Origin of the sequence: Methylobacterium ajmalii (assembly GCF_036448855.1) — a bacterium.
In the GTDB taxonomy this organism is placed as follows: domain Bacteria; phylum Pseudomonadota; class Alphaproteobacteria; order Rhizobiales; family Beijerinckiaceae; genus Methylobacterium; species Methylobacterium ajmalii.
Genome location: NZ_JAZFXT010000023.1, coordinates 221,863 through 246,312, shown reverse-complemented (window position 1 = coordinate 246,312; position 24,450 = coordinate 221,863). Strand labels below are relative to the sequence as shown.

The following is a 24,450-nucleotide window of genomic DNA, read 5'->3' as shown; positions in this document are numbered from 1 at the left end:
GGCAAACTGATCTTTGGGATGCCTAGTCCAATTTGTGAGACGGAGGGACATGCGGCCCACCCGCAGCGCGGGCGTCCCGGCCCGGACGGGCCGCATCGGCCTCCCCGCAAGCTCCGCCAGCCTCGGACAAGGTTGCGCTCCTAAACCCGCCGTTACGCGGCAGGGCCCGGGCGTCGGGTCGTTTCGGGACAGGATGGAGTGACGGGCATGGAGGGGTTCGCGTGACGGGGATCTACCTGTTCGATCTCGCCTCGCTGCACACCCGCTACCTGTCGGTGCGCCAGTCGGCGATCGCCGGCAACGTGGCGAACGCCAACACGCAGGGCTATCTCGCCAAGGACACGGTGCCCTTCGCCCAGGTCCTGGCCCGGACCGGCGCCGACATGGCGACGACGGCGCAGAGTCATCTCCAGGCCCCCGGCCTCGGCGTGCCGGTGCGGACCGACAAGTCCGGCTGGGACGTGCTCGAGACCTCGAGCAGCGTCAGCCTCGAGCAGGAGATGCTCAAGGCGAGCGAGGTCTCGCGCCAGCACAACCTCGATGTCGGCGTGGTGCGCAGCTTCCACCGCATGCTGATGTCGGCCGTGAGGAGCGGATCGTGATCGACCCCCTGCAGACCGCGTCGCGGCTGGCGAGCGCGGGCCTCGAGGCCCAGTCCCTGCGCATGCGCGTGGTGTCGGAAAACCTCGCCAACGCCCAGTCGACCGGCGCCGCGCCGGGCGCCGACCCCTATGCGCGCAAGACCGTGACCTTCAAGGCCGAGCTCGACCGGGCGATCGGCGCCGCGTCGGTGCGGGTGCGCGACATCGACACCGACAAGACCCCGTTCCGGGTCGAGCACGACCCGAGCAACCCGGCGGCGGACCAGAACGGCAACGTGAAGCTGCCGAACGTGAACGCCCTGATCGAGATGGCCGACATGCGCGAGGCCAACCGCTCCTACGAAGCCAACCTGCAGGTGATCAAGCAGGCCCGCGCCATGGTGGCCAGCGTGATCGACCTCCTGAGGACATGAGCATCCGATGATCGAGGCCCTCACCCTCTCGGCCTTCGACCGGGCCGCCGCCTCCGCCCGGCCCGAGGCCGCCGCGTCCGTCCAGCGGGCGATGCTGCCCCCGGTGACCGGCGCCGTCCCGGGCGCCGATGCCGCCGCCCCGGCGGATTTCGGGCAGATCATGGCGAGCTTCGCCACCGGCGTGCGCGACCAGCTGCGCGCCGGCGAGGCCGCCTCGATCGCCGGCATCCAGGGCAAGGCCTCGACCCAGCAGGTCGTCGAGGCGGTGATGTCCGCCGAGCAGAGCCTGCAGACCGCTGTCGCCATCCGCGACAAGGTCGTGGCCGCCTACCTCGAACTGAGCCGCATGGCGATCTGAGGATTATACGCAGATGAGAGCGCTCGCCGTCGCCGCCACGGGCATGTCCGCCCAGCAGCTCAACCTCGAGGTCATCGCCAACAACATCGCCAACCTGAACACCACCGGGTTCAAGGGCGCGCGCGCGGAGTTCACCGACCTGCTCTACCAGGCCGAGCGGCAGCAGGGCGTGCCGAACCAGGCCGGCCAGGAGGCGATTCCCGAGGGCGCGATGCTCGGCCTGGGCGTGCGGGCCGCCGCGATCCGCAACCTGCACCGCCAGGGCCAGCTGACCAATACGGCGAACCAGCTGGATCTCGCGATCAACGGCCGCGGCTACTTCCAGATCCAGAGCCCGAGCGGCGAGGTCAATTACACCCGTGCCGGCGCCTTCAACAAGAACGCCACCGGCCAGCTCGTCACGCTCGAGGGCTACACCGTCGACCCGGCGATCCTGATCCCGAACAACGCCACCGAGATCACCATCAACCAGTCGGGCCAGGTCTTCGCCAAGATCGAGGGCCAGGTCGCGCAGCAGAACATCGGCCAGCTCACCATCGCCAACTTCGCCAACGAATCGGGCCTCGAGCCGCTCGGCAACGGCCTCTACCGCGAGACCCCGGCCTCCGGCGCGGCGGTGATCGGCAATCCCGGCGACGTCAGCTACGGCAAGATCCAGCAGGGCTACCTCGAAGGATCGAACGTCGATCCGGTCAAGGAGATCACCAGCCTGATCACCGCCCAGCGCTCGTTCGAGATGAACTCCAAGGTCATCCAGGCCGTCGACGAGATGGCGGGCACGATCTCCAAGGGCATCCGCTGAGCCGGGATCCCGGGAGTCCCGGCCTTCCGGACCCCCTCCACGGTGAGACTGCCTCGCCGCCGGACCCGGCGGCGCCCCTCCTCCCGGCGCGGCACCCCATGTCCTCCCCTCGCTCCATGTCCTCCTCCCTCTGGCATTTCCGCCTCCGGCGCTCCCGCCTCCTCCTGGCGCTCGTCGGCCTCTGCCTGCCGGCCGCCCTCGGCGTGGCCGCCCCGGCCCCGTCGTCGTCGGTCGATTCGCCTGCCGCCCTGACCGCGGGCGAGATGCTGCTGCCGGTCCCGACCGTGACGATCTACCCGGGCGACACGATCAAGGAGACGATGCTGCGGCTCCAGTCCTACCCGACGACCTACCGGGCCCGGGCCGCGGTGATCGACGCGCCGCTCGCCATCGTCGGGCGCACCGCCCGCCGGATGCTGCTGCCGGGCGAGCCGGTGCCGGTCAACGCCGTCGACGACCCGCGCCTCGTCAGCCGCGGCACGCCGACCCAGATGGTCTTCGAGGAGAACGGCCTCGTCATCACGGCGGTCGGCCAGCCGCTGCAGAACGGCGGCCTCGGCGAGACGATCCGGGTGCGCAACACCGACACCAACCGCATCGTGCTCGGCACCGTGATGGCCGACGGCCGCATCAAGATCGGCGGCTTCTGATGCGCGCCGGCTTGCGCGCGGCGCGCGTCGTCCTCGGCCTTCTCGCGCTCGGCTCGGCCCTCGCGGCCCCGGCCGTGCCGGCCTTCGCGGTCGCCCCGGTCATCGCCGGCGGCGGCTACGCCCGCATCAAGGACGTCGCCAGCCTGAAGGGCGTGCGCGACAACCAGATCGTCGGCTACGGCCTCGTCACCGGCCTGCAGGGCACCGGCGACACCCTGCGCAACGCCCAGTTCACCGAGCAGTCGCTGCAATCGATGCTCGACCGGATGGGCATCAACGTGCGGGACGCGCGCCTGCGCACCCGCAACGTCGCCGCCGTGATGGTGACGGCCGACCTGCCGCCCTATGTCGGCGCCGGCTCGCGCATCGACGTGACCGTGACCTCGCTCGGCGATGCGACCTCGCTGCGCGGCGGCACCCTGCTGATGACGCCCCTGTCGGGCGGCGACGGCAACGTCTACGCCGCCGCGCAAGGCCCGCTCGCGGTCTCGGGCTTCTCGGCGCAGGGCCAGGCCGAGCAGCTGACGCAGGGCGTGCCGACCGCCGGCCGCATCCCCAACGGCGCGCTCATCGAGCGCGAGGTGCCGGGCGCGTTCCGCGACCTGCCCGAGCTGATCTTCGAGCTGAAGAACCCGGACTTCAAGACCGCCACGATGGTGGCCGACGCGATCAACGCCTACGCGATGGGCCGCTTCCACCGCCGCATCGCCAGCCCGCGCGACCAGCGCTCGGTGGTGCTCCAGCGCCCCCGCGACATGATCCTGCCGCGGCTGGTGGCCGAGATCGGCGACCTGACGATCCAGCCCGACGTGCCGGCCCGGGTCGTGGTCGACCAGCGCACCGGCACGGTGGTGATCGGCCGCAACGTGCAGATCTCCACGGTGGCGGTCACCCACGGCAACCTCACGGTGCGGGTCACCGAGACGCCGGAGGTGTCCCAGCCCGCACCGTTCTCCAACGGCCAGACCACGGTGGTGCCGCGCACGGAGGTGGCGGCGCGCGAGGAGCAGGGCAAGCTCGCGGTGCTCGGCGGCTCCGATCTGCAGACGCTGGTGCGCGGCCTCAACCAGGTCGGCCTGAAGCCCACCGACATCATCGCGATCCTCCAGGCGGTGAAGACCGCCGGCGCCCTCCAGGCGGAGCTCGTCGTCCAATGACCCGGATCCTCCTCACGGCCCTCCTGCTGGTCCTCGCGGGCCCGGCCTTCGCCGCCGGCGACGGCCATGGCGGCGCGGCGAGCGACCCGGCCAAGGACGCGGCGATGCGCGCCATCGCCGCCCGCGACGCCCCCAAGGAGCCGACCGCCCAGGACTTCGCCGCCGGGGCCGCCGCCAAGGATCCGTCGAAGACCGGCTACTGCGCCACCATCGCGGACGCGGCGGCCGATGCCCGCTTCGCCTGGCAGAAGGAGCAGCTCGCCGCGCTCGAGAAGCAGGTCGAGGAGCGCATCCGCCGCCTGGAGGAGAAGCGCGCCGAGTACGAGGCGGTGGTCCAGCGGCGCAAGGAGTTCCTGGCCAAGGCCGACGAGAGCGTGGTGGCGGTCTACGCCAAGATGCGCGCCGACGCGGCCGCGCTCCAGCTCACCAACATGCCCGAGGACAACGCCGCGGCGATCCTGGTGAAGCTCAACGCCCGCACGGCGAGCGCGGTGCTCGCCGAGATGGAGGCCTCCCGCGCCGCGTCGCTGGCCCGCAAGATGGCCGAGGCCGGCCGCCGCAAGGACAACGAGAGATCGTGATGACCCGCAGAGCTCCGGCTTCCCGCCTCCTTGCCCTCGCCGTGGCGGGTCTCTCCCTCGCCGGCTGCCAGAGCAGGCTCGACGAGTTCGGTCGCCCGCCGGTCCTGACGCCGATCGGGACCGGGCTCGCCGCCCCGCGCGAGGCCCTGCCGTCGAGCTTCGGCTCGCTCCAGAGCCGGCACGGCTACCACTCGACCTGGTCGCCGGCGAGCGCCGACCTGTTCCAGGATCCCCGCGCCCGCAACATCGGCGACGTGCTGACGGTCAGCATCCTGATCAACGACAAGGCGCAGTTCGACAACGCCAGCGATCGCTCGCGCAGCCAGAAGTCGAGCCTCGGCTTCGATTTCGGCTACGGCGTCTCGGGCCTGAAGGACTCGGCCACCGCCGATACCGGCATCCGCTCGGGTACCGAGACCAAGGGCCAGGGCACCATCGACCGCAAGGAGAACCTGAGCCTGTCGGTGGCCGCGGTGATCACCGAGGTGCTGCCGAACGGCAACCTGCTGATCAGCGGCTCGCAGGAGATCCGGGTCAACAACGAGGTTCGCGTCCTCAACGTCGCCGGCATCGTCCGGCCGCGCGACATCTCGCGCAAGAACACCATCGACTACGACAAGATCGCCGAGGCCCGCGTCTCCTACGGCGGCCGCGGCCGCCTGACCGACGTGCAGGGCCCGACCCTCGGCCAGCAGATCTTCGAGACCGTCGCGCCGTTCTGACGGCGACATCCAGGAGCGTGCGATGGCGGACAAGGACGAGAAGAAGGGCGGCGGCAAGGCCTGGATCGGCGCGCTCGCCCTCTGCACCCTGGTCGCCGTCGGCACCGGGGCGGGTCTGGGCATGTACCTGATGACGAGCGTCGAGAAGGCGGTCGACCAGAAGACCCGCGAGGCCCAGGAGCACGAGAAGGCCGCCAAGGTGCTGAACTACACCGGCGAGCTGACCCTGCGCAGCGTCGGCTCGGTGGTGACGAACCTCGCCGAGCCGGCCGATTCCTGGGTCCGCATCGAATCGTCGGTGGTGTTCAAGACCGGCAGCCTGCCGACCCCGGACATCACCCTCGCGGAGATCAAGGCCGACCTCGTTGCCTACCTCCGCACGCTCTCGACCGCCCAGATCGAGGGGGCGAGCGGCCTGCAGCACCTGCGCGAGGATCTCAACGAGCGGGTGGCCCTGCGCACCAAGGGCGCCGTGCGCGAGCTCATCGTCGAGGCTTTGGTGGTCCAGTGAGGCATTCCGGCAAGGTCGCCCTCGCGGCGACGCTCTTCCTGCTCTCGGCCGGAGCCGCCCTGGCGCAGGGTGCCGGCGGGGGAGCCGCCGGCGTCACCGGCATCCCGGGCCTCGACGCCCTCCTGCCGCCCGGCAACGGCGCCGCGAGCGGGCGCATCCTCCAGATCGTCGCGCTGCTCACGGTGCTGTCGCTGGCGCCGGGGCTCCTCGTGATGGTGACGAGCTTCACGCGCTTTGCCGTCGCGTTCTCGTTCCTGCGTTCCGGCATCGGCCTGCAGAGCACGCCGGCCAACCTCTTCCTCGTCAGCCTGTCGCTGTTCATGACCTTCTACGTCATGGCGCCGACCTTCGACCGGGCCTGGAACGAGGGCGTGCGTCCGCTCCAGGAGAACCGGATCACCGAGGAGGAGGCCTTCACCCGCATCACCGATCCGTTCCGCGAGTTCATGTCGGCCCAGGTCCGGCCGAAGGATCTTCAGACCTTCCAGGACCTCGCCAGCCGCACCTTCCCGAAGCCCCAGGAGGGCGAGAAGATCGACCTGCGGATCCTGATCCCGGCCTTCATGATCTCGGAATTGCGCCGCGGCTTCGAGATCGGGTTCCTCATCGCCCTCCCCTTCCTCGTCATCGACATGATCGTCTCGACCATCGTGATGTCGATGGGCATGATGATGCTGCCGCCCACGGTGATCTCGCTGCCGTTCAAGGTGCTGTTCTTCATCCTGATCGACGGATGGAACCTGCTGGTGAGCGGCTTGGTGCGATCGTTCTTCTGACGCCTCTTCGATTTCACTTCGGAACGAGTGCCACGCGACGGCTCGCGGAACGGACCGAACGGGCGCCGGAGTCCGTAGGACGCCGCCCCCTCACCCTTCGGCAAGCCCGCAAGCCCGCAGCCCCTCGCGCATGTGCCCCGGCGCCGGCGCCTCGACGGTGATCGCCGGCTTCTTCGGGTAGAGCGGCAGGGCGAGGGTGCGGGCATGGAGCTGCAGGCCCGGTCCGCCCTGGCGCGGGGCGCTGCCGTAGACGGAGTCGCCCAGGATCGGCCAGCCCATCGCGGCGCAATGGACGCGGAGCTGGTGGGTGCGCCCGGTCACCGGGGCGAGGGCCAGCCAGGTCCGGCCGGCGGCCGGGTCGCGCCCCATCACCCGCCAGCGGGTGAGCGAGGGGTCGCCGGCGGGATCGGTCTTCATCCACCAGCTGCGGGGGTCGTCGGAGCGGCGGGCGAGGGCCAAGTCGATCTCGCCCGATTCTTCCGACGGCCCGCCCTCGACCAGCGCCCAGTAGGTCTTGTCGGCTTTCCCCTGTGCAAAGAGCGCGTTGAGCCGCGCGAGCGCCTTGGCGTGGCGGCCGAGCGCGAGGCACCCGGAGGTGTCGCGATCGAGGCGGTGGGCGGCCTCGGGCCGGCGCGGCAGGCCGAAGCGCAGGGCGTCGAGGTGCTGGGTCAGCGTCTCGCCGCCCTTCGGACCCGGATGCACCGGCAGACCCGCCGGCTTGTCGATGACGAGCACGAGGGCATCGCGGTAGAGGAGCCGCGAGAGTATGTCGTCAACGATCATCGGTCTGTCGCAGGGGCGGCGGGGGCGGGCGAAGTTCGGGGCAGGCCGCCCTAGATCGTCCGCAGGGTCTGGAGCAAGTGCGGATGAGTGAGACGAAACAGCCGGGCTGGTTCGGCCGACTGTTCGGCCGGAAGGCCGAGACGCCGACGGAGACGCCTGCCGAGACCCCCGCCGACGCTCCGGCCGTGCCCGCCGAGCCCGATCCGGCCGCGACGATGCCGACGGAGCCGACCGGCACCCTCTCGGAGGGCGTGCCCGACTTCGCCACCGGCGCCGACGACGTGCTCCCGGCCCCCCCGACCGTGACCGAGGCCTCGCCCGAGACCGCCCCCGAGCACGACCTCCCCGACGAGCTGGCCGGGGCCGACCTCGAACCCGTCGAGGGCGTCCAGCCCGAGGGCGTGGTGCCGGCCGCTCCCGAGCCCGAGCCGGCCGAGGTCGCGCCCGCCGCCGCCGAGATTCAGGAGCCGGAGGCGACCGAGACTCACGAGCAGCCGGGGGCGCCCACGAGCGAGGAGCCGGACGCTCCGGAAGCCGAAGAGGCCGCTCCGCTGGTGATCTACCAGCCCCCGGCCGAGCCCGAGGCGGCGGCGGAGAAGCGCGGCTGGTGGAGCCGGCTGACCGGCGGACTCAAGCGCACCTCCTCGGCCCTGTCGGACCGTGTGACCGGGCTGTTCACCAAGCGCAAGCTCGACGCCGACACCCTGGAGGAGCTGGAGGACGCGCTGATACAGGCCGATTTCGGCCTCGAGACCGCGACCCGGATCGCCGAGGCCGTCGGGAAGGGCCGCTACGAAAAGGGTATCGCCCCCGACGAGGTGCGGGCGATCCTGGCCGCGGAGGTCGAGCGCGCCCTCGATCCGGTGGCGCTACCCCTCGTGATCGACACGACCAAGAAGCCGTTCGTGATCCTGATGATCGGCGTCAACGGTGCCGGCAAGACCACGACGATCGGCAAGCTCACTCAAAAGTTCCGGGCGCAGGGGCACAGCGTGATGCTGGCCGCCGGCGACACCTTCCGGGCCGCGGCGATCGAGCAGCTGAGGGTTTGGGGCGAGCGCACCGGCGCGCCGGTGGTGGCGCGCCCGCAAGGGTCGGACGCCGCCGGCCTCGCCTACGACGCGCTCCAGGCGGCGCGCGACGCCGGCACCGACATCCTGCTCATCGACACCGCCGGCCGGCTTCAGAACAAGACCGGGCTGATGGCGGAGCTGGAGAAGGTGCTCCGCGTCATCCGCAAACTCGATGCGGAGGCGCCCCACGCCGTGCTCCTCGTCCTCGACGCCACGGTCGGCCAGAACGCGCTGAGCCAGGTCGAGATCTTCCAGAAGGCCGCGGGCGTCACCGGCCTCGTCATGACCAAGCTCGACGGGACGGCGCGGGGCGGCATCCTGGTGGCGCTCGCCGCCAAGTTCGGCCTGCCGGTCCACTTCATCGGCGTCGGCGAGGGCGTGGACGACCTCGAACCCTTCGCGGCGCGGGACTTCGCCCGGGCGATCGCCGGCCTCGACAAGACCTGACCGGAGGGGGCCGCCCGAGCCCCCTCGCTTCACTCGGCGCAATACGCCGCCATCCCGTCGGCGAGGGCGTCGAAGGCGGCCCGGCAACGGCGCAGGGAGCGCAGGTCCTCGTGCATCGCCACGAAGGTCGGCAAGTCCCAGACGATCTCCGGGAGGACCCGGACCAGGTCCGGGTCGCGGGCGGCGAGCGCGGTGTGGCAGGCGCCGAGGCCGAACCCGGCCCGGACGGCGGCGAGCTGCGCCAGCGTGCTGTCGCTGCGCCAGGCGAAGCGCGCCGCCGCGAGGGCGGGGGTCTCCCGCATCATCGCCCGCAGAAACGGCGTCTCGGCGTCGAAGCCGATCACGCTGTGGTGGGCGAGGTCGGCCGGGCGCTCCGGGAGGCCGCGGGCCACGAGGTAGCGGCGATGGCCGTAGAGGCCGAGACGGATGGTGCCCACCCGGCGCGCCACCAGGGCGGCCTGCGTCGGCGGCGCCATCCGCACCGCGATATCGGCGTCGCGGCGCAGGAGGTCCTGCATCCGGTCTGACAGCATCACGTCGACGGACAGGCCGGGATGGCGGGCATGCAGCGCGGCGAGGATCGGCGGCAGCACCTCGGCGCCGACCACCTCGGAGGCGGTGATCCGGACCCGGCCCGACAGGCCCTCGGCGTCCGAGGCCACCGCGCGGTGCAGCGCGTCCGCGGTCGCCTTCAGGGAGCGGGCGTAGGGCGCCAGGATCAGCGCCGCCTCGGTCGGCGCCAGACCCGTGGGCGAGCGGGTGAACAGCCCGACGCCGAGCGCTCGCTCCAGGGCCGCGACCTGCCGGCCCAGCGTCGGCTGCGTCAGGCCGAGCGCCCGCGCCGCGCCGGAGAGCGAACCCTCCTCCAGCACGGCGAGCGCGGCGCGGTAATGGTCCCAGCTCGGTTCGGTCATATGATTTCGTATAGCCGATCATCGCGCTTCGGCAATTTTCGAAGGACCGGTGCTTTGGCACATCTCCGCGCATCGACAGGAAGGGATGCGCGATGACGACGAGGACGGCACTGGTCCTGGGGGCGACCGGCGGGGTCGGCGGCGCGGTGGCGCGGCGGCTCGCTGCCGGCGGATGGCGGGTGCGGGCCCTGCACCGCGATCCCGCCCGGGTGGCGATGGGAGCGGACGGGCTCGAGTGGGTACGGGGCGACGCGATGGTGCCGGCCGACGTGACGGCGGCGGCCGCGGGCGCGTCCCTGATCGTCCACGCGGTCAACCCGCCCGGCTACCGCGGCTGGGACCGGCTGGTCCTGCCGATGCTCGACGCCGGAATCGCTGCGGCGAAGGCCGTGGATGCCCGGCTGCTCCTGCCGGGCAACGTCTACGTCTACGGCCGCGACGCCGGCCCGAACCCGGGCGACGACGCGCCCCAGACGCCCCGCACGGCGAAGGGCCGCATCCGCATCGCAATGGAGCGCCGTCTGCGGGAGGCCAACATCCGCAGCCTGATCGTGCGGGCCGGCGACTTCTTCGGGCCGAACACCACCGCCAATTCCTGGTTCTCCTCCGCCCTCGTGAGCCCGGGCAAGCCGGTGCGGCGCGTGCTCGATCCCGGCACGCCGGGTATCGGCCACCAATGGGCCTACCTGCCCGACGTTGCCGAGACGATGGTGCGCCTCGCCGAGCGCGAGGCCGACCTGCCCCGGGCTGCCGCCTTCAGCATGGACGGTCACTGGGACCCGGACGGACGGCAGATGGTCGCCGCCATCGTCCGGGCGGCCGGCGGCAAGGTTCCGGTGCGGCGCTTTCCCTGGCTCCTGCTGCCGCTCGCCGCGCCGTTCTGGCCGCTCGCCCGGGAGATCGGCGAGATGCACTACCTCTGGTGCGAGCCGCTGCGGATGGACAATGCCGGGCTTTTGGCGTTCCTCGGCGCCGAGCCGCACACGCCCCTCGACCGGGCTGTGAGGGAGACCTTGGTGGGCTTGAGGTGCCTGCCTGCTTGAGGCACCAGCTCACGCAAGGTCCGCCGCTCGCCCCCTCCCCGGTCCCGTGCAGGATGGATGCGGCAGACGACGCGGGAGGACGGCGCCGGAATGGGATCGCTCAGGCTACGGTTCGGACTGCTCGTCGGCAGCGCGGCGGCGCTGGTGGTGCTGGCGGCGATCGGCCTCTACGCGGCGCTCCACACCGCCGAGCGCACGCTCGACGCGACGCTCGACGCGCAGGTGCGCCTGGAGCTGATCGCCGAATTGTCCGGCCGCCTGACCGAGTTCGGCCTCGCGGCGATCGAGGCGGTCGGCGACAATCCGGGCCGGCCCGAGCGGCTGGCCAACGCCCGCAACGAGGTCGACCGGGCCTTGGTCGCGGTCGATGACGGCCTCAGCCGCGCGGTCGCCGGCTCCGGCGGCGTCCTCGACCGCACCCAGTACACCGCGCGCGCCCGGCCGCTCGCCCGCCTGCGGGCGGCCCGCGCCACCCTCGACCGCCAGGTGGCGCAGATCCAGCGCGAGCCGGATCCGGCCCGCCGCGCCGACGCGATCCGTGGCGCGCTCAACGCCTTCGGGGCGATGACCGGGCAGCCCCTCACCTTCCTGGTCGAGGCCGAACGCCGGGCCGTCGAGGCCTCCTCCGCCGAGGTCCGCACCCTGGCCGGCCGGATGCGCGGCGTCGCCCTCGCGGCGGCCGGGCTGATCGTGATCCTGCTGCTGCTGCTGCACCAGAGCCTGACCCGGCCGATCCTGCGCCGCCTCGAGGCGATCCGGGCCGGCGCCGCCGCCATCGGCCGGGGCGAGCTCGACACCCGCCTGCCGGTGGCGAGCCGCGACGAGCTCGGCCTGCTGGTCGCCAGCTTCAACCGGATGGCGGCGCGGCTGAAGCGGCGCGAGGCCCGGGTCGCCGCCGACCGGGCCGCGCTGGAGGAAATCGTCGCCCGCGCCACCGCCGACCTGCGCGGCGCCAACGCCCGGCTGGAGGAGATCGACCGCTCGCGCCGGCGCTTCTTCGCCGATGTCAGCCACGAATTGCGCACGCCGCTCACCGTGATCCTCGGCGAATGCGACCTCGCCGCCCGATCCCCCGACACGCCCGACGCCTTCCGGCCGGTCATCGCCACCATCCGCAACCGGGCGCTGCGGCTGCACCGCAGGGTCGGCGACATGCTCCGGGTCGCCCGCTCGGAATCCGGCCAGATCGAGCTCGAGCGCCGCCCGGTCGGCCTCGCGACGATCCTCGCCGAGGCGGTGGAGAGCTGCGCCCCGGAGGCGAGGCGCCGCCGCATCGACCTCGCCCTGGCGCCGAGCCCGGCCGACGTCGAGGTCGTGGCCGATGCCGAATGGCTGCGCCAGATCGTCGAGGGGCTGATCGACAACGCCCTGCGGCACGCCGCCGGCGCGACCCGGGTGCGGGTCGGGTTCTCCGCCCGCGGCGAGGCCGACGGCGCCGTCGTCACGGTGACGGATGACGGCCCCGGCTTCCCGCCGGCGGCCGAGGCCCTGTTCGAGCGCTTCCGGCGCGGCGAGGCGCGGGGCGCCGTCTCGGCCGGATTCGGGATCGGGCTCGCACTGGCGCGCTGGGTCGTTGAGCGCCATGATGGCGAGATCCGCCTGGAAACCATCCGCTCGCAGGCGGGGGGACCGGACGACCGGGCGACCGGGGCCCGCGTGGTCCTGGAGCTGCCCGGCGAGACCATGAGAGAGGACGCGGCATGAGCCGGCGAGAGGGTATCCGGGGGCAATCATGAACAGCGTTCTGATCGTCGAGGACGACGGCGACATCCGCGCCATGCTGGCCCGGGGCCTGAGCGCGGAGGGGTTCGCGGTCGACCTCGCGGGCGGCGTCGACGAGGCCCTGTCGGCGGCCCGCGAGCGGGTGCCCGAGGCGGTGCTCCTCGACAACATGCTGCCGGACGGCACCGGCCAGGACGTCTGCCGCTCCCTGCGCGAGGGCGGCTATCCCGGCGCGATCCTGTTCCTGAGTGCCAAGGACGAGGTCGGCGACCGGGTCGAGGGCCTGTCGGTCGGGGCCGACGACTACATCGTCAAGCCGTTCGTGTTCGACGAGCTGCTCGCGCGCCTGCGCGTCCACCTGCAGCGGCGGCGTGCGGCCGGCGAGGCCCGCACGCTGATGACCGCCGGGCGGCTCTCCCTCGACCTCGCCACGCGCCAGGTGCGGTTCGGCGAGACCACCGCCCGCCTGACCCAGCGCGAGGCCGAGCTGCTGGCGATCCTGATGGAGCAGGCGAGCCGCCCGGTCACCCGGGGCGACATCTTCGACCGGCTCTGGGCCAGCCAGGGCGGCCTCTCCCTCAACGTGGTCGACGTCTATGTCGGCTACCTGCGCACCAAGCTCGCCGACATCGCCCGCGCCGGCGGCCCGAGCCTCGTCACCGTGCGTGGCCGCGGCTTCATGCTCGACCTGCACGAGGCCGGTTTTCGTCAGTGACGAAATTATTTTGGGCGCAATCGATGCGGGCTAACGTCATGCCCGTCCTGCACAATAAGACCGGTCTGAGAAGCCCGGGCCCACCGCGGCCCTGGATTTCGGCAAAATAGCGCTTGCGCTCCGGGCCCGGATTGCCGATATATCCTGCGTGACAGAAAACCACTGTCATCTCAACATCTTAGGAAACTCTTAGAGGTTTCCGCCGATAGGAGAAGCGCCATGAAGTGGTCGATGCCCGTCGTCGCCGAGGTCTGTGTCGGCATGGAAGTCACCAGCTACGAGTCCGCCGAGATCGATCCCTTCAACTAAGGGCTCGCCTGAAGCGCCTCCGGCGATCCCCGCCGGATGGCGCCCAGCCTCGATATCGTCGTCCCGAACCCTCACCTACTGTCCAGGAGAAGCATCATGAAGTGGTCGATGCCCGTCGTCGCCGAAGTCTGCGTCGGCATGGAAGTCACCAGCTACGAGTCCGCCGAGATCGATCCCTTCAACTGAGGCCAAGTCCCTCAGTCCAGGATCAAGCCACCGCACCGGGACGGACCATGCAGGCCATCGTTCTGGGTTCCGGTGCGGGCGGAGGCGTACCGCAGTGGAACTGTCGCTGCCCGATCTGCGCGATGGCGCGGTCGGGAGACCGCCGCGTCCTGCCGCGCACCCAGTCGAGCCTGGCCGTCTCCGCCGACGGCGACGAGTGGCTCCTGGTGAACGCCTCGCCGGACATCCGCCAGCAGCTCTTCGACACACCGGCCCTCCACCCGCGCGAGGGCCTGCGGCACTCGCCGATTCGGGCCGTGCTGCTGACCAACGGCGACGTCGACCACGTCGCGGGCCTTCTCACCCTGCGCGAGGGCCAGCCCTTCCGCCTCCACGCCACGCGCGGTATCCTCGATTCGATCGCGGCCAACCGCGTGTTCGACGTGATGGCCCAGGGCGTGGTGGAGCGCACCGAGATCGCGCTGAACGAAACGTTCTCGCCGGTGCCGGGCCTCTCCGTCACGCTCTTTCCGGTTCCCGGCAAGGTGCCGCTCTGGCTCGAGGACGGCACGCCGGAGATCGGTGCCGAGACCGAGAGCACGGTCGGCGCGATGATCGAGGCCGGACCCAGGCGCCTCGCCTACGTGCCGGGCTGCGCCCGCGTCACCGACGGCCTCAAGGACCGGCTCTCGGGCGTGGACGCGCTCCTGTTCGACGGGACCGTGCTGGCCGACGACGACATGATCCGGGCCGGGGTCGGCACCAAGACCGGCTGGCGCATGGGCCACGTGCCGATGACCGGCGAGGGCGGCTCGGTGGCGGCGCTCTCCGAGGTGCCGATCGGCCGGAAGGTCTTCGTCCACATCAACAACACCAATCCGGTGCTGGTCGAGGATTCGCCCGAGCGTCGCAGCATAGAGGCCGCCGGCTGGGTCGTGGCGCATGACGGGCTGGCGCTGAGCCTGTGAGGGGGCGGCTCGTGCCGCCCTGCCCCAAGGTGCGCATTCATCGGACGAGGACGGTACAGGATCCTCACGGCCTCACCGGGATACGAGGGACGCCCCGGGCACTTTGGTCGCTCTTGACCCGTCGTTGAGGCGGATCAATGTCCTCCCACGGGATCACGGACAACGAAGAAACCGGATACGCCAGGACGCCCGACGCCATGCCCGCTTCCCTCGCCACCACCGCCCTCTCGATGCCCCTTCCCCCGACCGAGACCCCCGACCGCCTGCTCTCGCCGGCCGAGCTCGAGGCGGCGCTCCGCGACATCGGCGCGCGGCGCTACCACAACCTGCACCCGTTCCACCGGCTGTTGCACGACGGCAAGCTCGACAAGGACCAGGTCCGGGCCTGGGCGCTCAACCGCTACTATTACCAGGCGATGATCCCGGTGAAGGACGCCACCCTGCTGGCGCGCCTGCCGGATGCCGCGCTCCGCCGGGTCTGGCGCCAGCGCATCGTCGACCATGACGGCGACCACGACGGCGACGGCGGCATCGAGCGCTGGCTGAAGCTTGCCGAGGGCGTCGGCTTCGACCGCGACTACGTGCTCTCCACGCGGGGCATCCTGTCGGCTACCCGCTTCTCGGTCGAGGCCTACGTCCACTTCGTCGCCGAGCGCTCGCTGCTCGAGGCCATCGCGTCCTCGCTCACCGAGATGTTCTCGCCGACCATCATCTCCGAGCGCGTCGCCGGGATGCTCAAGAACTACGAGTTCATCACCCGCGAGACCCTGGCGTATTTCGACAAGCGCCTGACGCAGGCGCCGCGGGACGCCGACTTCGCCCTCGACTACGTCGTGCGCCACGCCGTGACGCCGGAGCAGCAGCGTCAGGCCCTCGACGCCCTGCGCTTCAAGTGCAGCGTGCTGTGGACCCAGCTCGACGCACTCTACTTCGCCTACGTGGCGCCCGGGATGATCCCGCCGGATGCCTGGCGCCCGGGCGAGGGCCTGCGGGCCGACGCGATCGGGAGCGTCGCCGCGTGAGCCTGACCCCCGACAGCGTGCCGCGCCTGCCCCGCGGGGTGCGGCTGCGCCACGACACGGTGCGCGACGCCCACGTCCTGCTGGCGCCCGAGCGCACCTTCGACCTCGACCCGAACGCCGTGGCAGTGCTCAGCCTCGTCGACGGCACCCGCAGCATCCGCGCCATCGCGGAGGTGCTGGCGCAGCAATACGAGGCCGAGCGCAGCGTCATCGAGCCCGACGTGATCGCGATGCTCGACGGCCTCCTCGTGAAGCGCGTGCTCGAGACCGTGCCGGCTGCCTGACGCCGCGGGTGCAGAGCCTGGGAGAGCTACCATGAACGCCGTCGCGCCCCCGCCCCTGCCGGCTCCGATCGGGCTCCTGGCCGAGCTGACGCACCGCTGCCCGCTGCGCTGCCCGTACTGCTCGAACCCGCTCGAACTCGACCGGCGCTCGGCCGAGCTCGACACCGCGACCTGGCAGCGGGTGCTGCGGGAGGCGGCGGCCCTCGGCGTGCTCCACGTCCACCTCTCGGGCGGCGAGCCGACGGCGCGCCAGGACATCGTCGAGATCACCCGCACCTGCGCCGAGCTCGGCCTCTACTCGAACCTGATCACCTCCGGGGTGGCGGGCGCGCTGGGGAAGCTCGATGCCCTGTCGGAGGCCGGGCTCGACCACGTCCAGCTCTCGGTCCAGGCGGCGGAAGCCGGCAATGCCGAGCGGATCGGCGGCCTGAAGGACGCGCAGCCGCAAAAGTTCGCCTTCGCTGAGCGTGTGACGGCGCTCGGCCTGCCGCTGACCCTGAACGCCGTGATCCACCGGGGCAACATCGCCGAGGTGCCGGCGCTGATCGACCTTGCGGTCCGCCTCGGCGCCAAGCGGCTCGAGGTGGCCCACACGCAGTATTACGGCTGGGCCTACGTCAACCGCGCCGCCCTGATGCCGGCCAAGCCCGACGTCGACCGCTCGATCCGCATCGTCGAGGAGGCGCGCGAGCGGCTGAAAGGCCAGCTCGTCATCGATCTCGTGGTGCCGGACTACTACGCCAAGTACCCGAAGGCCTGCGCCGGCGGCTGGGGCCGGCGGCTGATGAACGTCACACCCACCGGCAAGGTGCTGCCCTGTCACGCCGCCGAGACGATCCCCGGCCTCGAATTCTGGCACGTCCAGGACCGCCCGCTCGGCGAGATCTGGGCGGACTCGCCCGCCTTCCGGGCCTATCGCGGCACCGAGTGGATGCAGGAGCCCTGCCGCTCCTGCGACCGGCGCGAGAAGGACTGGGGCGGCTGCCGCTGCCAGGCCCTGGCGCTCGCCGGCGACGCCAAGGCCACCGACCCGGCCTGCTCGCTCTCCCCGCTGCACGGCAAGGTCCAGGCCCTGGCGGTGGCCGAATCGGCGCTGGAGACGGCGCCGGACTATCAGTATCGCACCATCGGCGGCGCGCCCCGCGTCGCCACGCCCGAAGGAGCGCCCGTGTGAAGAGACGTCTCGTCCTGGTTGCCGCCCTGGCCGCCGGCCTCGCGGGCGCCGCCTCCGCGCAGGACGCCGCGCCCGGCGCGAAGGCCGTGCCGCAAGACGCCATGCCGCAAGGCGCCGTGCCACAAGGCGCCGTGCCCCGAAACGATGCCGCTCCGGCGAACGCGGCGCGAAAGGACGGGCCGCCCGATCCCACCACCCTGCTGTTCGAGACCAACCAGATCGGCAACGCCCCGGTCGGGCAGGCGCTGAGCTACCGCTACACCCGCTTCAGCGGCATCGAGGGCGCGCCGTTCGGGCCGCCGATCGAGGACCGCATCCGCGAGGAGGTGAGCGCGGGCGAGAAGCCGGACACCCGCAACCTGCGGGTCGAGATGTTCTCCGGCGAGCGCCGGATGCCGACCGCGACCTACCAGGACTTCCCCGGCAACCCGGTGCTGGTGCGCTTCCTCGAGCATCATCTTGAGGACCTGGCCAAGGTGCTCAAGGGCAACCCGCGCTACATCAAGAACGCCATCCGGCGCGCGCTGCGCGAGAATGCCAGCGTGACCGCGACCGAGGTCGAGACCGGCGGCGGCAAGAAGCCGGGCTGGCAGATCGTCGTCCGGCCCTTCGTCGACGATCCGGTGCGCGACCGCCTGCGCGGCTTCGACGGCCTGACCTACACCTTCGTGCTCTCCCCCGCGGTGCCCGGCCAGATCGTCTCGATCGACGCGCGGGCCACCAACCCGGAGGGCGGGATCCTGCTCCAGGAAACGCTGACCCATGAACCGAATGCTGGCTAAGGCGGTCTTCCTCGGCGGTTTCGCCTTCGCGGCGGGGCTCACCTCCGCGCGTGCCGACGACAACGACTACCCGACCGAGGCCCGGGCCGATTACGTCTTCGGATGCATGGCGGCGAACGGCCAGACCCGGGAGGCGCTGACGAAATGCGCCTGCTCGATCGACGCCATCGCGGCCATCCTGCCCTACGACAAGTACGTCCAGGCCTCGACCATTCTGGGCATGCGCCAGGGCATCGGACAGCGTGCCAACGAGTTCCGCTCGACCAAGATGTTCGACGACCAGGTGGCGGAGCTGCGCCGGGCCCAGGCCGAGGCGGAGATCCGCTGCTACCGGCAGACGGGGCGCTAGAGGTAGGACGGCGTCAGCCGCCGACCGCGCTGCACAGTTCCACCAGTACGCCATCGCCGTCGCGCACATAGGCGACGGTCTGTCCCCAGGGCTTCGTCACCGGCGCGGCGACTGGCAGGGCGCCAGCCGCCACCGCCCGGGCGAAGGCCGTCGCGACGTCCTCGGCGACGAGGCCGACCTCGAAGCCCGCCGGCGCTTCGCTCCGGCGGTTGAGGCGGAAGCCCGGGCAGGTCTCGCCGACGAACCCCTCCTCCGCGAAGGCCAACGCCGTCCCGCCGGTCTCGGGCTCGGCATATTGCCCGCTGTCGTGGACGAAGCGCGGCGCGAGCCCGAAGGCCCGCCCGTAAAACGCGACGCTCGCCGCCACGTCCGGCACGTACAGGATCACGTAACCCAGCTTCATCCCGGACCGCTCCCCGATACCGTATGCGCCGTCAGGTCCCGTTGGCCGCCGGGAAGCTTTGGGTGAAGACGCGCCCCTCGGTGTCCTTGGCGGTGACCGTCACCGGCTCGGTATTGCCCGCGAAGGAGAACCGGAAGGTCGGGTCCTCGCTGATCGAGATGCCGCCCGTCATGGTGAAGACCGGCTTGTCGCCCTGGCGCACGGTCATGTTCTCGACGAACCAGGCCGGGGTGTAGGTCCGGGTCAGCTGGTCCATCTGCAGGCCGGAATAGTTCGGGTGGCGGACCTGCACCTGGGCCTCGCCGCGCTCGGCGAAACTGCGGAACCGCATCTCGCCGAGATGGGCGGTGGAGGCCACCGGGTCCTTGAGCGCGGGGGCCGAGCAGCCGCCCGACGCCTTGACGAAGACGCGGGTCATCAGGAGCGCGCCGTCCTCGGTCTCGGCGATGGCGCGGACGTAGGAGTAGGAGTTCACCCGAATCCGGGTCGAGAGATTGAAGCGGCGCTGGCCCTCGGCGAACCGGAACGTGCCGACCACCGGCGAAGGATTGTCGTCCACCACCAGGGTCAGGGCCTTCACCCGCCGCGAGTCGCCCTCGGGCACCGCGATCCGCAGGGTGATCGGCACGATGGCGGCGTCCTCGGCGCGCTTGGGCGCCTCCAGGGTGACGAGTCCGCTGCCGTCGCCGAGCGGCTTGTCGCCGGTCACGCTCGCACGCAACTCCTGCCACGTGGTCTCGGGCCGGTCATCCTGCAGCGGCGAGGACCGTGGCGGCGCCGGCGGGGGGCTCGTCTGCGCGGCCACGGCGCTCGTCGGCGTCACGCCCGATTCCGCCCGCGCCGGCCCGGCGAAGGCCGCCGCGACGACCAGGGCCGGCACCAGCCTCGCTGTCTTGCTGTTCCTCATGGCGTTCCCTCCGGCGGCGGGGCCCTGGCGGGCTTCTCTCGCACGTGAATCAAATGCTTCGACTAATGTAGCGGGCCGCCCGCGCCGGCGCCAGGATAAGTGCCTGGCGGCGCACCGTTTCCGGCCGATCCTCACCGAAGGGTGATCGCTCCGGCGCCGTTGCGCCCGCGCCCGGGCCGGCCTATCCCGGGCCGGTCTCCCGCCCGAGGACAATGCCCTTGACCGCACTCGCCGCCCTGCTGCCGGATCTCGGCCGCCGCACCCTGGTGATGGGCATCCTGAACGTCACCCCCGATTCGTTTTCCGACGGCGGCCGTTTCCAGGATCTCGACGCCGCGCGGGAGCAGGCCGCCCGGCTGGTGGCGGAAGGGGCGGCGCTTCTCGACATCGGCGGCGAATCGACGAGGCCCGGCCACGTCCCGGTCCCGGCCGACGAGGAGCAGGCCCGGGTGCTTCCGGCGATCCGGGCCCTCGCCCCCACCCTCCCCGTCCCGATCTCGATCGACACCTACAAGGCCTCGACCGCCGACGTGGCGCTGAAGGCCGGCGCCCGCATCGTCAACGACGTCTGGGGCCTGCAGCGCGACCCCGAGATCGCCCGGGTGGCAGCCCATCACGGCGCTCCGGTGGTGGTGATGCACAACCGCGAGACCATCGATCCGAGCCTCGACATCATGGACGAGATGCGGGCCTTCTTCGAGCGCTCGCTGACCATCGCCCGGCAGGCCGGCATCTCCGAGCGCGACATCGTGCTCGATCCGGGCGTCGGCTTCGGCAAGAGCTGGGAGCAGCATCTCGAGGCCCTGCGGCGCCTGCCCGAACTCCGGGCGCTCGGCTTCCCGCTCCTCGTCGGCGTGTCGCGCAAGTCGGTGCTCGGGCGCATCCATAACGCCGCCACCGCGCCCGCCGACCGCCTGTTCGGCTCGATCGCCGCCCACGTCGCGGCCGCCACGCTCGGGGCCGACATCGTCCGGGTCCACGACGTGCGCCCGCATGTCGAGGCCTGCCAGGTCGTCGACGCGATCACGCGTCCCGCCTCCCGCGCAGGAGCCTGACATCGTGCCTGAATCCCGGGACCGCATCCTGATCCATCGCCTCGCGGTCTTCGCCCGCCACGGCGTGCTGCCGGAGGAGGAAACCCTCGGCCAGCGCTTCTACCTCTCCCTGGAGGCCCGGCTCGATCTCGGCGAGGCCGGCCGCAGCGACGAGATCGGCGCCACGGTGAGCTACGCCGACCTCGCGGGCCTCGCCCATCGCATCGCCACCGAGCGCCGCTTCCGGCTGATCGAGGCCCTGGCCGAGACGATCTGCGCGGAGGCGCTGGCCGCCTTCCCCCAGCTCGACGCGCTGACGGTGCGGATCGACAAGCCGAGCGCCCCGGTGCCCCTCGTCCTCGACGGGGTCGCGGTCGAGATCACGAGGACCCGGCATGCCTGAGGAGAATTCGGCCGAGGCCTATCTGGGGCTCGGCAGCAACCTCGGCGACAAGGCCGCGATGCTCGATGCCGCGGTGGCGGCGCTGGCCGCGACGCCGGGCATCGCCGTCACGGCGCGCTCGCGCAACTACCGCACCCCGCCCTGGGGCGACACCGACCAGGACTGGTTCCTCAACGGCGCGCTCGGGATCGTGACCACGCTCCCGCCCCACGCCCTGCTGGAAGCCTGCCTGTCGATCGAGGCGCGGCTCGGCCGGGTGCGCGAGCGCCGCTGGGGCCCGCGGGCGATCGACATCGACGTGCTGCACTATGCTGGCGCGACCGTCTCCGACGAGCGCCTGGTGCTGCCCCACCGCTTCCTGCGCGAGCGCGCCTTCGTGCTGGTGCCGCTCGCCGAGATCGCCCCCGACCTCGTGACCGGCGGCGAGACCGTCTCCAGGGCGCTGGCCCGGCTCGACCGCAGCGGGATCGAGCCGGTCGCGGGCGCGGCCTAGAGCATTTTCCGACGAAGTGGAAACCGGTTCGTCGGAGAAAATGCGACAAAACAAAGAGTTAGAGAGCTTCGCGATTGCAACGCGATCGTGAAGCTCTCTAGCGCCCTTCCGCCTCACACCGACCGGGTGATGCCGCCATCCACCCGCAGGTTCTGCCCGGTGATGTAGCCCGCGCCCGGCGAGGCCAGGAACGCGACGACGGCGGCGATCTCGTCGGCGGTGCCGTATCGGCCGAGCGGGATGCGCTCGCGGATGCCCGGCTTCTCCGGCAGGCTGTCGACGAAGCCCGGCAGGACGTTGTTCATGCGGATGTTGTCGGCGGCGTAGCGGTCGGCGAACAGCTTGGTGAAGGCGGCGAGCCCCGAGCGGAAGACGCCGGAGGTCGGGAACGCCTGCTCCGGCTCGAAGGCCGCGAAGGTCGAGATGTTGACGATCGCGCCGCCGCCCTGGCGCTGCATGATCGGCGTGACGAGGCGGGTCGGCCGCACCACGTTGAGGAAGTAGACCTCCATCCCCCGGGTCCAGTCCTCGTCGGTGAGGTCCAGGAGCGGCCCCTTGGGCCCGTGGCCGGCGCTGTTGACGAGGACGTCGACCCTCCCCCACCGCTCCATCGTGCGGTCGACGAGGCGGGCGAGATCTTCGGGCGAGCGGTTCGAGCCCGTGATCCCGACCCCGCCGAGTTCTTCCGCCAGGGCCTCGCCCCGGCCCGAGGAGGACAGGATCGCGATCCGGAACCCGTCGGCGGCGAGCTTGCGGGCCGCGGCGGCCCCCATGCCGCTGCCCCCGGCGGTGACGATGGCGACGCGCTCGACGGTCATGATGGTCTCCCGGACGTGGATCGGGCGTTCCATGACACAACCGACGGGCTCGCGTCAGGGCCCTGCCGGCTCGGCCCGGGCGAGGGGAAGGCCGGCCTCGCCCCAGCCGTCGGTCCCGTCCGGGTACCAGTGGACGTGGCGATAGCCGAGGGCGAGCGCCCGCTTGGCGGCGTTCCACGACATCCAGCAGTTCCGCTGGCAGAACAGCACCACGGGCTTGTCCGGATCACCGCCGGTGGCGGCCGACAGGCCGTGCCGGAAGTAGTCCTCGGTCTGCGGCGCCAGCTCGCCGAAGCCGGTATTGGGCAGCCACTGGGCGCGGGGGATGCTGTCGTGCGGCGCGTCGCGCCAGATCGTGCCGGGGGGCAGCGTGGTCGGCCGCGGCGGGCGCGGCAGCACGTCGACGAACGCGGCGCCGGCCCGCCAGAGCCGCTCGGCTCGCGCGGTGGTCACCGTCTCGGCGCCCGTCAGCGCCGCGGGCGTCGGGCTGCGGAAATCCTCGAGGCGGTAGCCGTCGGGCTGCGGCGGCGCGGCGCGGGCGGCGGGCGCCGCGAGCAGGAGCGCCGTGAGACCCGCCGCGAGGACACGCCTCACGGCTTGGCGTCCGCCGGCAGCAATTTGCTCTCTTCCTCGTCGAGGAGCGGCACGCCGTAGTCGCGCAGCACGGCCTCGATCTCGGCGCGACGCTTGCGGAGCGCGGTGTTGAGGACCCGCTTCCACTCGTTCTCGCCGTGGCGCACCCCCATGGCGATGCGGTAGGCGAGCGGCGGCCGATCGGGCTCGCGCAGCAGCGGCACCACGTCGAGGCCACCGGCCTGCTTGTTGGTTTCCTTGGCGAGCCAGCCGGCGGCGGGCCCCCACAGCACCGCGGCGTCGAGCTTGCCCGAGGCCACGTCGGCGACGATCTCGGCCGAGACGGTCTGGTGCTTGCGCGAGGGGTCGAACTGGTAGGGCGGGTAGGGCTTCATCGTCGGCACCAGGCCGACCGCCCCCATGCGCTCGACCGGGGGCGTGCCGACGATCACGCCGATCGGCTTGCCCTTCAGGCGCTCGTCGTCGAGCCCGGTCAGGCCCGGGAAGGTGCCGGGACGCGACACCAGCACGTAGGTCGAGCGGTAGTAGGGGTTGGTGCTCTGGACGAGCTCGGTGCCGAAGGCCGAGCCGACGATGACGTCGCACAGGCCGGCCCCGAGGGTGTTGCGCACGAAGCCCGGGCCCTGGGTGAGCCAGTAGTACCGGAGCTTCACCTTCAGCTCGTCGGCGAGGATCGCCGCGATGCGGTTCTCGAACCCGTCGCCCTGGCGCTCGGAGAACGGCATGTTGCCAGGATCGGCACAGACCCGCAGGGCGTCCGTGGTGACGAGGTCCGGCAGGGACTGCGCCCGTGCCGGACCCGCGAGGGCCAGCGCGAGGCCGGCCGCCAGGAAAAGGGCCCGCGTCATCAGCCGCCGAGGCACTCCTTCTCCTGCTTGCGCGCCGCGTCCGGCTTGTCTTCCTTCTCGTTCGGACGAATCCGGCCCATCGCGCCGGCGGCGCGGGCCTTCAGGTAGACGTAGAGGTCGTCCATGTAGCAGGTGACGTTCTTGTTGTCGCCGAAGGCCGGCATCACCTTCTGGGTCGACGAGTTCACGTCCTGCTTGCCGCCGACGACGATGCCGACGAACTCCTCGTAGGAGAGATACTTCAGCGAGTCCTTGAGCGCCGGGGCGTAGGTCGAGCCCATGCCGTCCGGGCCGTGGCAGACGTGGCACTCGGCGTGGTAGCGGCGGTAGCCGGAATAGCTGTACCAGTCGACCTTCTTGCCGTTGTCGGTGACGTGGAAGGTCGGGCTGCCCGAGGCGTCGGTGTACTTGCCGTCCTCCACCTTCACGGCGGCGTCCTTGGCGAGCAGCTTCTCGTCGGGCTCGGCGGTCTTGTCGTTGGGGTTGAGCTGGTTGGCCAGCGCCGGATCCGGCTTCGCATCGGCTTTCTTGGCATCCTCAGCATATACGGCAGCCGTGCTGACGGCTGCTAGGGCGAGGCCGGCCGCGAGCGGCCGCAGGACAACTTTGCTGAGGTGACGCAAAGGAC

The 24,450-nt window shown here is 71.6% G+C and carries 31 protein-coding genes and 1 pseudogene; 24 read left to right on the top strand and 8 right to left on the bottom strand.

The annotated features are described in order from the left end of the window. Positions 1-221 precede the first annotated feature (221 nt). The 10 genes from flgB to fliP all read left to right on the top strand — a co-directional run bounded on the left by flgB (position 222) and on the right by fliP (position 6,572). Positions 222-602, top strand: a complete 381-nt coding sequence (gene flgB / locus V3T34_RS10155) for a flagellar basal body rod protein FlgB (protein ID WP_091748846.1) — start codon at positions 222-224, stop codon at positions 600-602. Continuing rightward, a complete protein-coding gene (gene flgC / locus V3T34_RS10150; RefSeq protein ID WP_060845971.1) occupies positions 599-1,015 on the top strand; it encodes a flagellar basal body rod protein FlgC in 417 nt (138 codons plus the stop codon). Before flgB ends, flgC begins: the two co-directional genes overlap by 4 nt. Before the next feature lie 91 nt (positions 1,016-1,106). Then, on the top strand, positions 1,107-1,373 hold the full coding sequence (locus tag V3T34_RS10145) for a flagellar hook-basal body complex protein FliE (protein ID WP_407942688.1): 267 nt from the start codon (positions 1,107-1,109) through the stop codon (positions 1,371-1,373). Between the two features lie 13 nt (positions 1,374-1,386). Next, positions 1,387-2,175 (top strand): flagellar basal-body rod protein FlgG, encoded by a 789-nt coding sequence (gene flgG, locus V3T34_RS10140; protein WP_048451387.1) that lies wholly within the window; start codon positions 1,387-1,389, stop codon positions 2,173-2,175. A gap of 116 nt (positions 2,176-2,291) precedes the next feature. Then, positions 2,292-2,825 carry a flagellar basal body P-ring formation chaperone FlgA gene (gene flgA / locus V3T34_RS10135; protein WP_407942687.1) on the top strand — a complete coding sequence of 178 codons (534 nt, stop codon included), beginning with the start codon at positions 2,292-2,294 and terminating at the stop codon, positions 2,823-2,825. Then, positions 2,825-3,982 carry a flagellar basal body P-ring protein FlgI gene (gene flgI, locus V3T34_RS10130; RefSeq protein WP_091889412.1) on the top strand — a complete coding sequence of 386 codons (1,158 nt, stop codon included), beginning with the start codon at positions 2,825-2,827 and terminating at the stop codon, positions 3,980-3,982. The genes flgA and flgI overlap by 1 nt, the downstream gene beginning before the upstream one ends. Continuing rightward, a complete protein-coding gene (locus V3T34_RS10125; RefSeq protein WP_060845968.1) occupies positions 3,979-4,563 on the top strand; it encodes a MotE family protein in 585 nt (194 codons plus the stop codon). Before flgI ends, V3T34_RS10125 begins: the two co-directional genes overlap by 4 nt. After that, positions 4,563-5,285 (top strand): flagellar basal body L-ring protein FlgH, encoded by a 723-nt coding sequence (gene flgH / locus V3T34_RS10120; RefSeq protein ID WP_060845967.1) that lies wholly within the window; start codon positions 4,563-4,565, stop codon positions 5,283-5,285. Before V3T34_RS10125 ends, flgH begins: the two co-directional genes overlap by 1 nt. A 22-nt stretch (positions 5,286-5,307) precedes the next feature. Next, positions 5,308-5,796 (top strand): flagellar basal body-associated FliL family protein, encoded by a 489-nt coding sequence (locus tag V3T34_RS10115; RefSeq protein ID WP_060845966.1) that lies wholly within the window; start codon positions 5,308-5,310, stop codon positions 5,794-5,796. Beyond that, positions 5,793-6,572, top strand: a complete 780-nt coding sequence (gene fliP, locus V3T34_RS10110) for a flagellar type III secretion system pore protein FliP (RefSeq protein WP_091889410.1) — start codon at positions 5,793-5,795, stop codon at positions 6,570-6,572. Before V3T34_RS10115 ends, fliP begins: the two co-directional genes overlap by 4 nt. A gap of 90 nt (positions 6,573-6,662) precedes the next feature. Here fliP and V3T34_RS10105 read toward each other — a convergent pair whose 3' ends face one another. Next, positions 6,663-7,355, bottom strand: coding sequence for an RluA family pseudouridine synthase (locus tag V3T34_RS10105; protein ID WP_305077771.1), 693 nt, complete (start codon positions 7,353-7,355; stop codon positions 6,663-6,665). An 83-nt stretch (positions 7,356-7,438) separates the two neighbouring features. On the opposite strand from V3T34_RS10105, the gene ftsY reads away from it, so the two are divergent. Then, on the top strand, positions 7,439-8,875 hold the full coding sequence (ftsY, locus tag V3T34_RS10100) for a signal recognition particle-docking protein FtsY (protein WP_305077770.1): 1,437 nt from the start codon (positions 7,439-7,441) through the stop codon (positions 8,873-8,875). A gap of 29 nt (positions 8,876-8,904) precedes the next feature. Here the strand turns inward: ftsY and V3T34_RS10095 are convergent, their stop codons facing one another. Further along, positions 8,905-9,789, bottom strand: coding sequence for a LysR family transcriptional regulator (locus V3T34_RS10095; protein ID WP_305077769.1), 885 nt, complete (start codon positions 9,787-9,789; stop codon positions 8,905-8,907). A gap of 92 nt (positions 9,790-9,881) precedes the next feature. Here V3T34_RS10095 and V3T34_RS10090 point away from each other — a divergent pair, with 92 nt between their 5' ends. The 10 genes and pseudogenes from V3T34_RS10090 (at position 9,882) to V3T34_RS10040 (ending at position 18,322) form a co-directional block, all read left to right on the top strand. After that, a complete protein-coding gene (locus tag V3T34_RS10090) occupies positions 9,882-10,832 on the top strand; it encodes an NAD(P)H-binding protein (RefSeq protein ID WP_305077768.1) in 951 nt (316 codons plus the stop codon). 90 nt (positions 10,833-10,922) lie between these two features. Beyond that, positions 10,923-12,536 (top strand): sensor histidine kinase, encoded by a 1,614-nt coding sequence (locus tag V3T34_RS10085; RefSeq protein WP_060849210.1) that lies wholly within the window; start codon positions 10,923-10,925, stop codon positions 12,534-12,536. Positions 12,537-12,564: 28 nt separating this feature from the next. Continuing rightward, a complete protein-coding gene (locus V3T34_RS10080; protein ID WP_060845960.1) occupies positions 12,565-13,269 on the top strand; it encodes a response regulator transcription factor in 705 nt (234 codons plus the stop codon). A gap of 219 nt (positions 13,270-13,488) precedes the next feature. Then, entirely contained in the window at positions 13,489-13,578 is a 90-nt protein-coding gene (gene pqqA, locus V3T34_RS10075; RefSeq protein ID WP_048426854.1) for a pyrroloquinoline quinone precursor peptide PqqA, read from the top strand. Positions 13,579-13,674: 96 nt separating this feature from the next. After that, positions 13,675-13,764 carry a pyrroloquinoline quinone precursor peptide PqqA gene (gene pqqA / locus V3T34_RS10070; RefSeq protein WP_048426854.1) on the top strand — a complete coding sequence of 30 codons (90 nt, stop codon included), beginning with the start codon at positions 13,675-13,677 and terminating at the stop codon, positions 13,762-13,764. Between the two features lie 47 nt (positions 13,765-13,811). After that, positions 13,812-14,711 (top strand): pyrroloquinoline quinone biosynthesis protein PqqB, encoded by a 900-nt coding sequence (gene pqqB / locus V3T34_RS10065; protein ID WP_305077767.1) that lies wholly within the window; start codon positions 13,812-13,814, stop codon positions 14,709-14,711. Positions 14,712-14,941: 230 nt separating this feature from the next. Continuing rightward, positions 14,942-16,017: pseudogene (gene pqqC / locus V3T34_RS10060) on the top strand (pyrroloquinoline-quinone synthase PqqC). A 31-nt stretch (positions 16,018-16,048) separates the two neighbouring features. Next, positions 16,049-17,191, top strand: a complete 1,143-nt coding sequence (pqqE, locus tag V3T34_RS10050; protein WP_091889397.1) for a pyrroloquinoline quinone biosynthesis protein PqqE — start codon at positions 16,049-16,051, stop codon at positions 17,189-17,191. Continuing rightward, positions 17,188-17,973 carry a hypothetical protein gene (locus tag V3T34_RS10045; protein WP_060845956.1) on the top strand — a complete coding sequence of 262 codons (786 nt, stop codon included), beginning with the start codon at positions 17,188-17,190 and terminating at the stop codon, positions 17,971-17,973. Before pqqE ends, V3T34_RS10045 begins: the two co-directional genes overlap by 4 nt. Continuing rightward, positions 17,954-18,322 (top strand): hypothetical protein, encoded by a 369-nt coding sequence (locus V3T34_RS10040; RefSeq protein ID WP_060845955.1) that lies wholly within the window; start codon positions 17,954-17,956, stop codon positions 18,320-18,322. The genes V3T34_RS10045 and V3T34_RS10040 overlap by 20 nt, the downstream gene beginning before the upstream one ends. A gap of 13 nt (positions 18,323-18,335) precedes the next feature. Here V3T34_RS10040 and V3T34_RS10035 read toward each other — a convergent pair whose 3' ends face one another. Together V3T34_RS10035 and V3T34_RS10030 are read right to left on the bottom strand one after the other, a co-directional pair. Then, a complete protein-coding gene (locus V3T34_RS10035; RefSeq protein WP_305077766.1) occupies positions 18,336-18,725 on the bottom strand; it encodes a VOC family protein in 390 nt (129 codons plus the stop codon). Between the two features lie 31 nt (positions 18,726-18,756). Then, complete coding sequence (locus tag V3T34_RS10030; RefSeq protein WP_305077765.1) at positions 18,757-19,632, bottom strand: quinoprotein dehydrogenase-associated SoxYZ-like carrier; 876 nt, start codon at positions 19,630-19,632, stop codon at positions 18,757-18,759. 212 nt (positions 19,633-19,844) lie between these two features. Here V3T34_RS10030 and folP point away from each other — a divergent pair, with 212 nt between their 5' ends. From folP to folK, 3 genes are read left to right on the top strand one after another with little or no spacing between them, the layout of a single operon-like run. Then, positions 19,845-20,687, top strand: a complete 843-nt coding sequence (gene folP, locus V3T34_RS10025) for a dihydropteroate synthase (RefSeq protein ID WP_305077764.1) — start codon at positions 19,845-19,847, stop codon at positions 20,685-20,687. Between the two features lie 4 nt (positions 20,688-20,691). Beyond that, a complete protein-coding gene (gene folB / locus V3T34_RS10020; protein WP_060845952.1) occupies positions 20,692-21,069 on the top strand; it encodes a dihydroneopterin aldolase in 378 nt (125 codons plus the stop codon). Beyond that, on the top strand, positions 21,062-21,562 hold the full coding sequence (folK, locus tag V3T34_RS10015; RefSeq protein WP_305077763.1) for a 2-amino-4-hydroxy-6-hydroxymethyldihydropteridine diphosphokinase: 501 nt from the start codon (positions 21,062-21,064) through the stop codon (positions 21,560-21,562). Before folB ends, folK begins: the two co-directional genes overlap by 8 nt. 113 nt (positions 21,563-21,675) lie before the next feature. Here the strand turns inward: folK and V3T34_RS10010 are convergent, their stop codons facing one another. From V3T34_RS10010 to V3T34_RS09995, 4 genes are read right to left on the bottom strand one after another with little or no spacing between them, the layout of a single operon-like run. Beyond that, positions 21,676-22,380 carry an SDR family oxidoreductase gene (locus V3T34_RS10010; RefSeq protein WP_305077762.1) on the bottom strand — a complete coding sequence of 235 codons (705 nt, stop codon included), beginning with the start codon at positions 22,378-22,380 and terminating at the stop codon, positions 21,676-21,678. Between the two features lie 54 nt (positions 22,381-22,434). Then, entirely contained in the window at positions 22,435-22,974 is a 540-nt protein-coding gene (locus V3T34_RS10005; protein ID WP_305077761.1) for a PQQ-dependent catabolism-associated CXXCW motif protein, read from the bottom strand. Then, entirely contained in the window at positions 22,971-23,822 is an 852-nt protein-coding gene (gene xoxJ, locus V3T34_RS10000; protein ID WP_091891648.1) for a rare earth element methanol dehydrogenase accessory protein XoxJ, read from the bottom strand. Before xoxJ ends, V3T34_RS10005 begins: the two co-directional genes overlap by 4 nt. Further along, the gene (locus V3T34_RS09995) at positions 23,822-24,445 is read right to left on the bottom strand and encodes a c-type cytochrome, methanol metabolism-related (protein WP_305077760.1); all 624 of its coding nucleotides are present in this window, start codon (positions 24,443-24,445) and stop codon (positions 23,822-23,824) included. The genes xoxJ and V3T34_RS09995 overlap by 1 nt, the downstream gene beginning before the upstream one ends. Between the last annotated feature and the right edge of the window lie 5 nt (positions 24,446-24,450).

Coding starts and splice junctions, on each gene's coding strand:
- pqqB (WP_305077767.1), top strand. CDS start 13,812: ATGCAGGCCATCGTTCTGGGTTCCGGTGCGGGCGGAGGCGTACCGCAG.
- V3T34_RS10010 (WP_305077762.1), bottom strand. CDS start 22,380: ATGACCGTCGAGCGCGTCGCCATCGTCACCGCCGGGGGCAGCGGCATG.
- V3T34_RS10035 (WP_305077766.1), bottom strand. CDS start 18,725: ATGAAGCTGGGTTACGTGATCCTGTACGTGCCGGACGTGGCGGCGAGC.
- pqqA (WP_048426854.1), top strand. CDS start 13,675: ATGAAGTGGTCGATGCCCGTCGTCGCCGAAGTCTGCGTCGGCATGGAA.
- ftsY (WP_305077770.1), top strand. CDS start 7,439: ATGAGTGAGACGAAACAGCCGGGCTGGTTCGGCCGACTGTTCGGCCGG.
- V3T34_RS10105 (WP_305077771.1), bottom strand. CDS start 7,355: ATGATCGTTGACGACATACTCTCGCGGCTCCTCTACCGCGATGCCCTC.
- folP (WP_305077764.1), top strand. CDS start 19,845: ATGCCCTTGACCGCACTCGCCGCCCTGCTGCCGGATCTCGGCCGCCGC.
- V3T34_RS10085 (WP_060849210.1), top strand. CDS start 10,923: ATGGGATCGCTCAGGCTACGGTTCGGACTGCTCGTCGGCAGCGCGGCG.
- V3T34_RS10040 (WP_060845955.1), top strand. CDS start 17,954: ATGAACCGAATGCTGGCTAAGGCGGTCTTCCTCGGCGGTTTCGCCTTC.
- flgH (WP_060845967.1), top strand. CDS start 4,563: ATGACCCGCAGAGCTCCGGCTTCCCGCCTCCTTGCCCTCGCCGTGGCG.
- V3T34_RS10090 (WP_305077768.1), top strand. CDS start 9,882: ATGACGACGAGGACGGCACTGGTCCTGGGGGCGACCGGCGGGGTCGGC.
- V3T34_RS10125 (WP_060845968.1), top strand. CDS start 3,979: ATGACCCGGATCCTCCTCACGGCCCTCCTGCTGGTCCTCGCGGGCCCG.
- flgG (WP_048451387.1), top strand. CDS start 1,387: ATGAGAGCGCTCGCCGTCGCCGCCACGGGCATGTCCGCCCAGCAGCTC.
- flgA (WP_407942687.1), top strand. CDS start 2,292: ATGTCCTCCTCCCTCTGGCATTTCCGCCTCCGGCGCTCCCGCCTCCTC.
- V3T34_RS10095 (WP_305077769.1), bottom strand. CDS start 9,789: ATGACCGAACCGAGCTGGGACCATTACCGCGCCGCGCTCGCCGTGCTG.
- xoxJ (WP_091891648.1), bottom strand. CDS start 23,822: ATGACGCGGGCCCTTTTCCTGGCGGCCGGCCTCGCGCTGGCCCTCGCG.
- V3T34_RS10145 (WP_407942688.1), top strand. CDS start 1,107: ATGCTGCCCCCGGTGACCGGCGCCGTCCCGGGCGCCGATGCCGCCGCC.
- V3T34_RS10030 (WP_305077765.1), bottom strand. CDS start 19,632: ATGAGGAACAGCAAGACAGCGAGGCTGGTGCCGGCCCTGGTCGTCGCG.
- flgI (WP_091889412.1), top strand. CDS start 2,825: ATGCGCGCCGGCTTGCGCGCGGCGCGCGTCGTCCTCGGCCTTCTCGCG.
- folK (WP_305077763.1), top strand. CDS start 21,062: ATGCCTGAGGAGAATTCGGCCGAGGCCTATCTGGGGCTCGGCAGCAAC.
- pqqA (WP_048426854.1), top strand. CDS start 13,489: ATGAAGTGGTCGATGCCCGTCGTCGCCGAGGTCTGTGTCGGCATGGAA.
- pqqE (WP_091889397.1), top strand. CDS start 16,049: ATGAACGCCGTCGCGCCCCCGCCCCTGCCGGCTCCGATCGGGCTCCTG.
- V3T34_RS10115 (WP_060845966.1), top strand. CDS start 5,308: ATGGCGGACAAGGACGAGAAGAAGGGCGGCGGCAAGGCCTGGATCGGC.
- V3T34_RS10080 (WP_060845960.1), top strand. CDS start 12,565: ATGAACAGCGTTCTGATCGTCGAGGACGACGGCGACATCCGCGCCATG.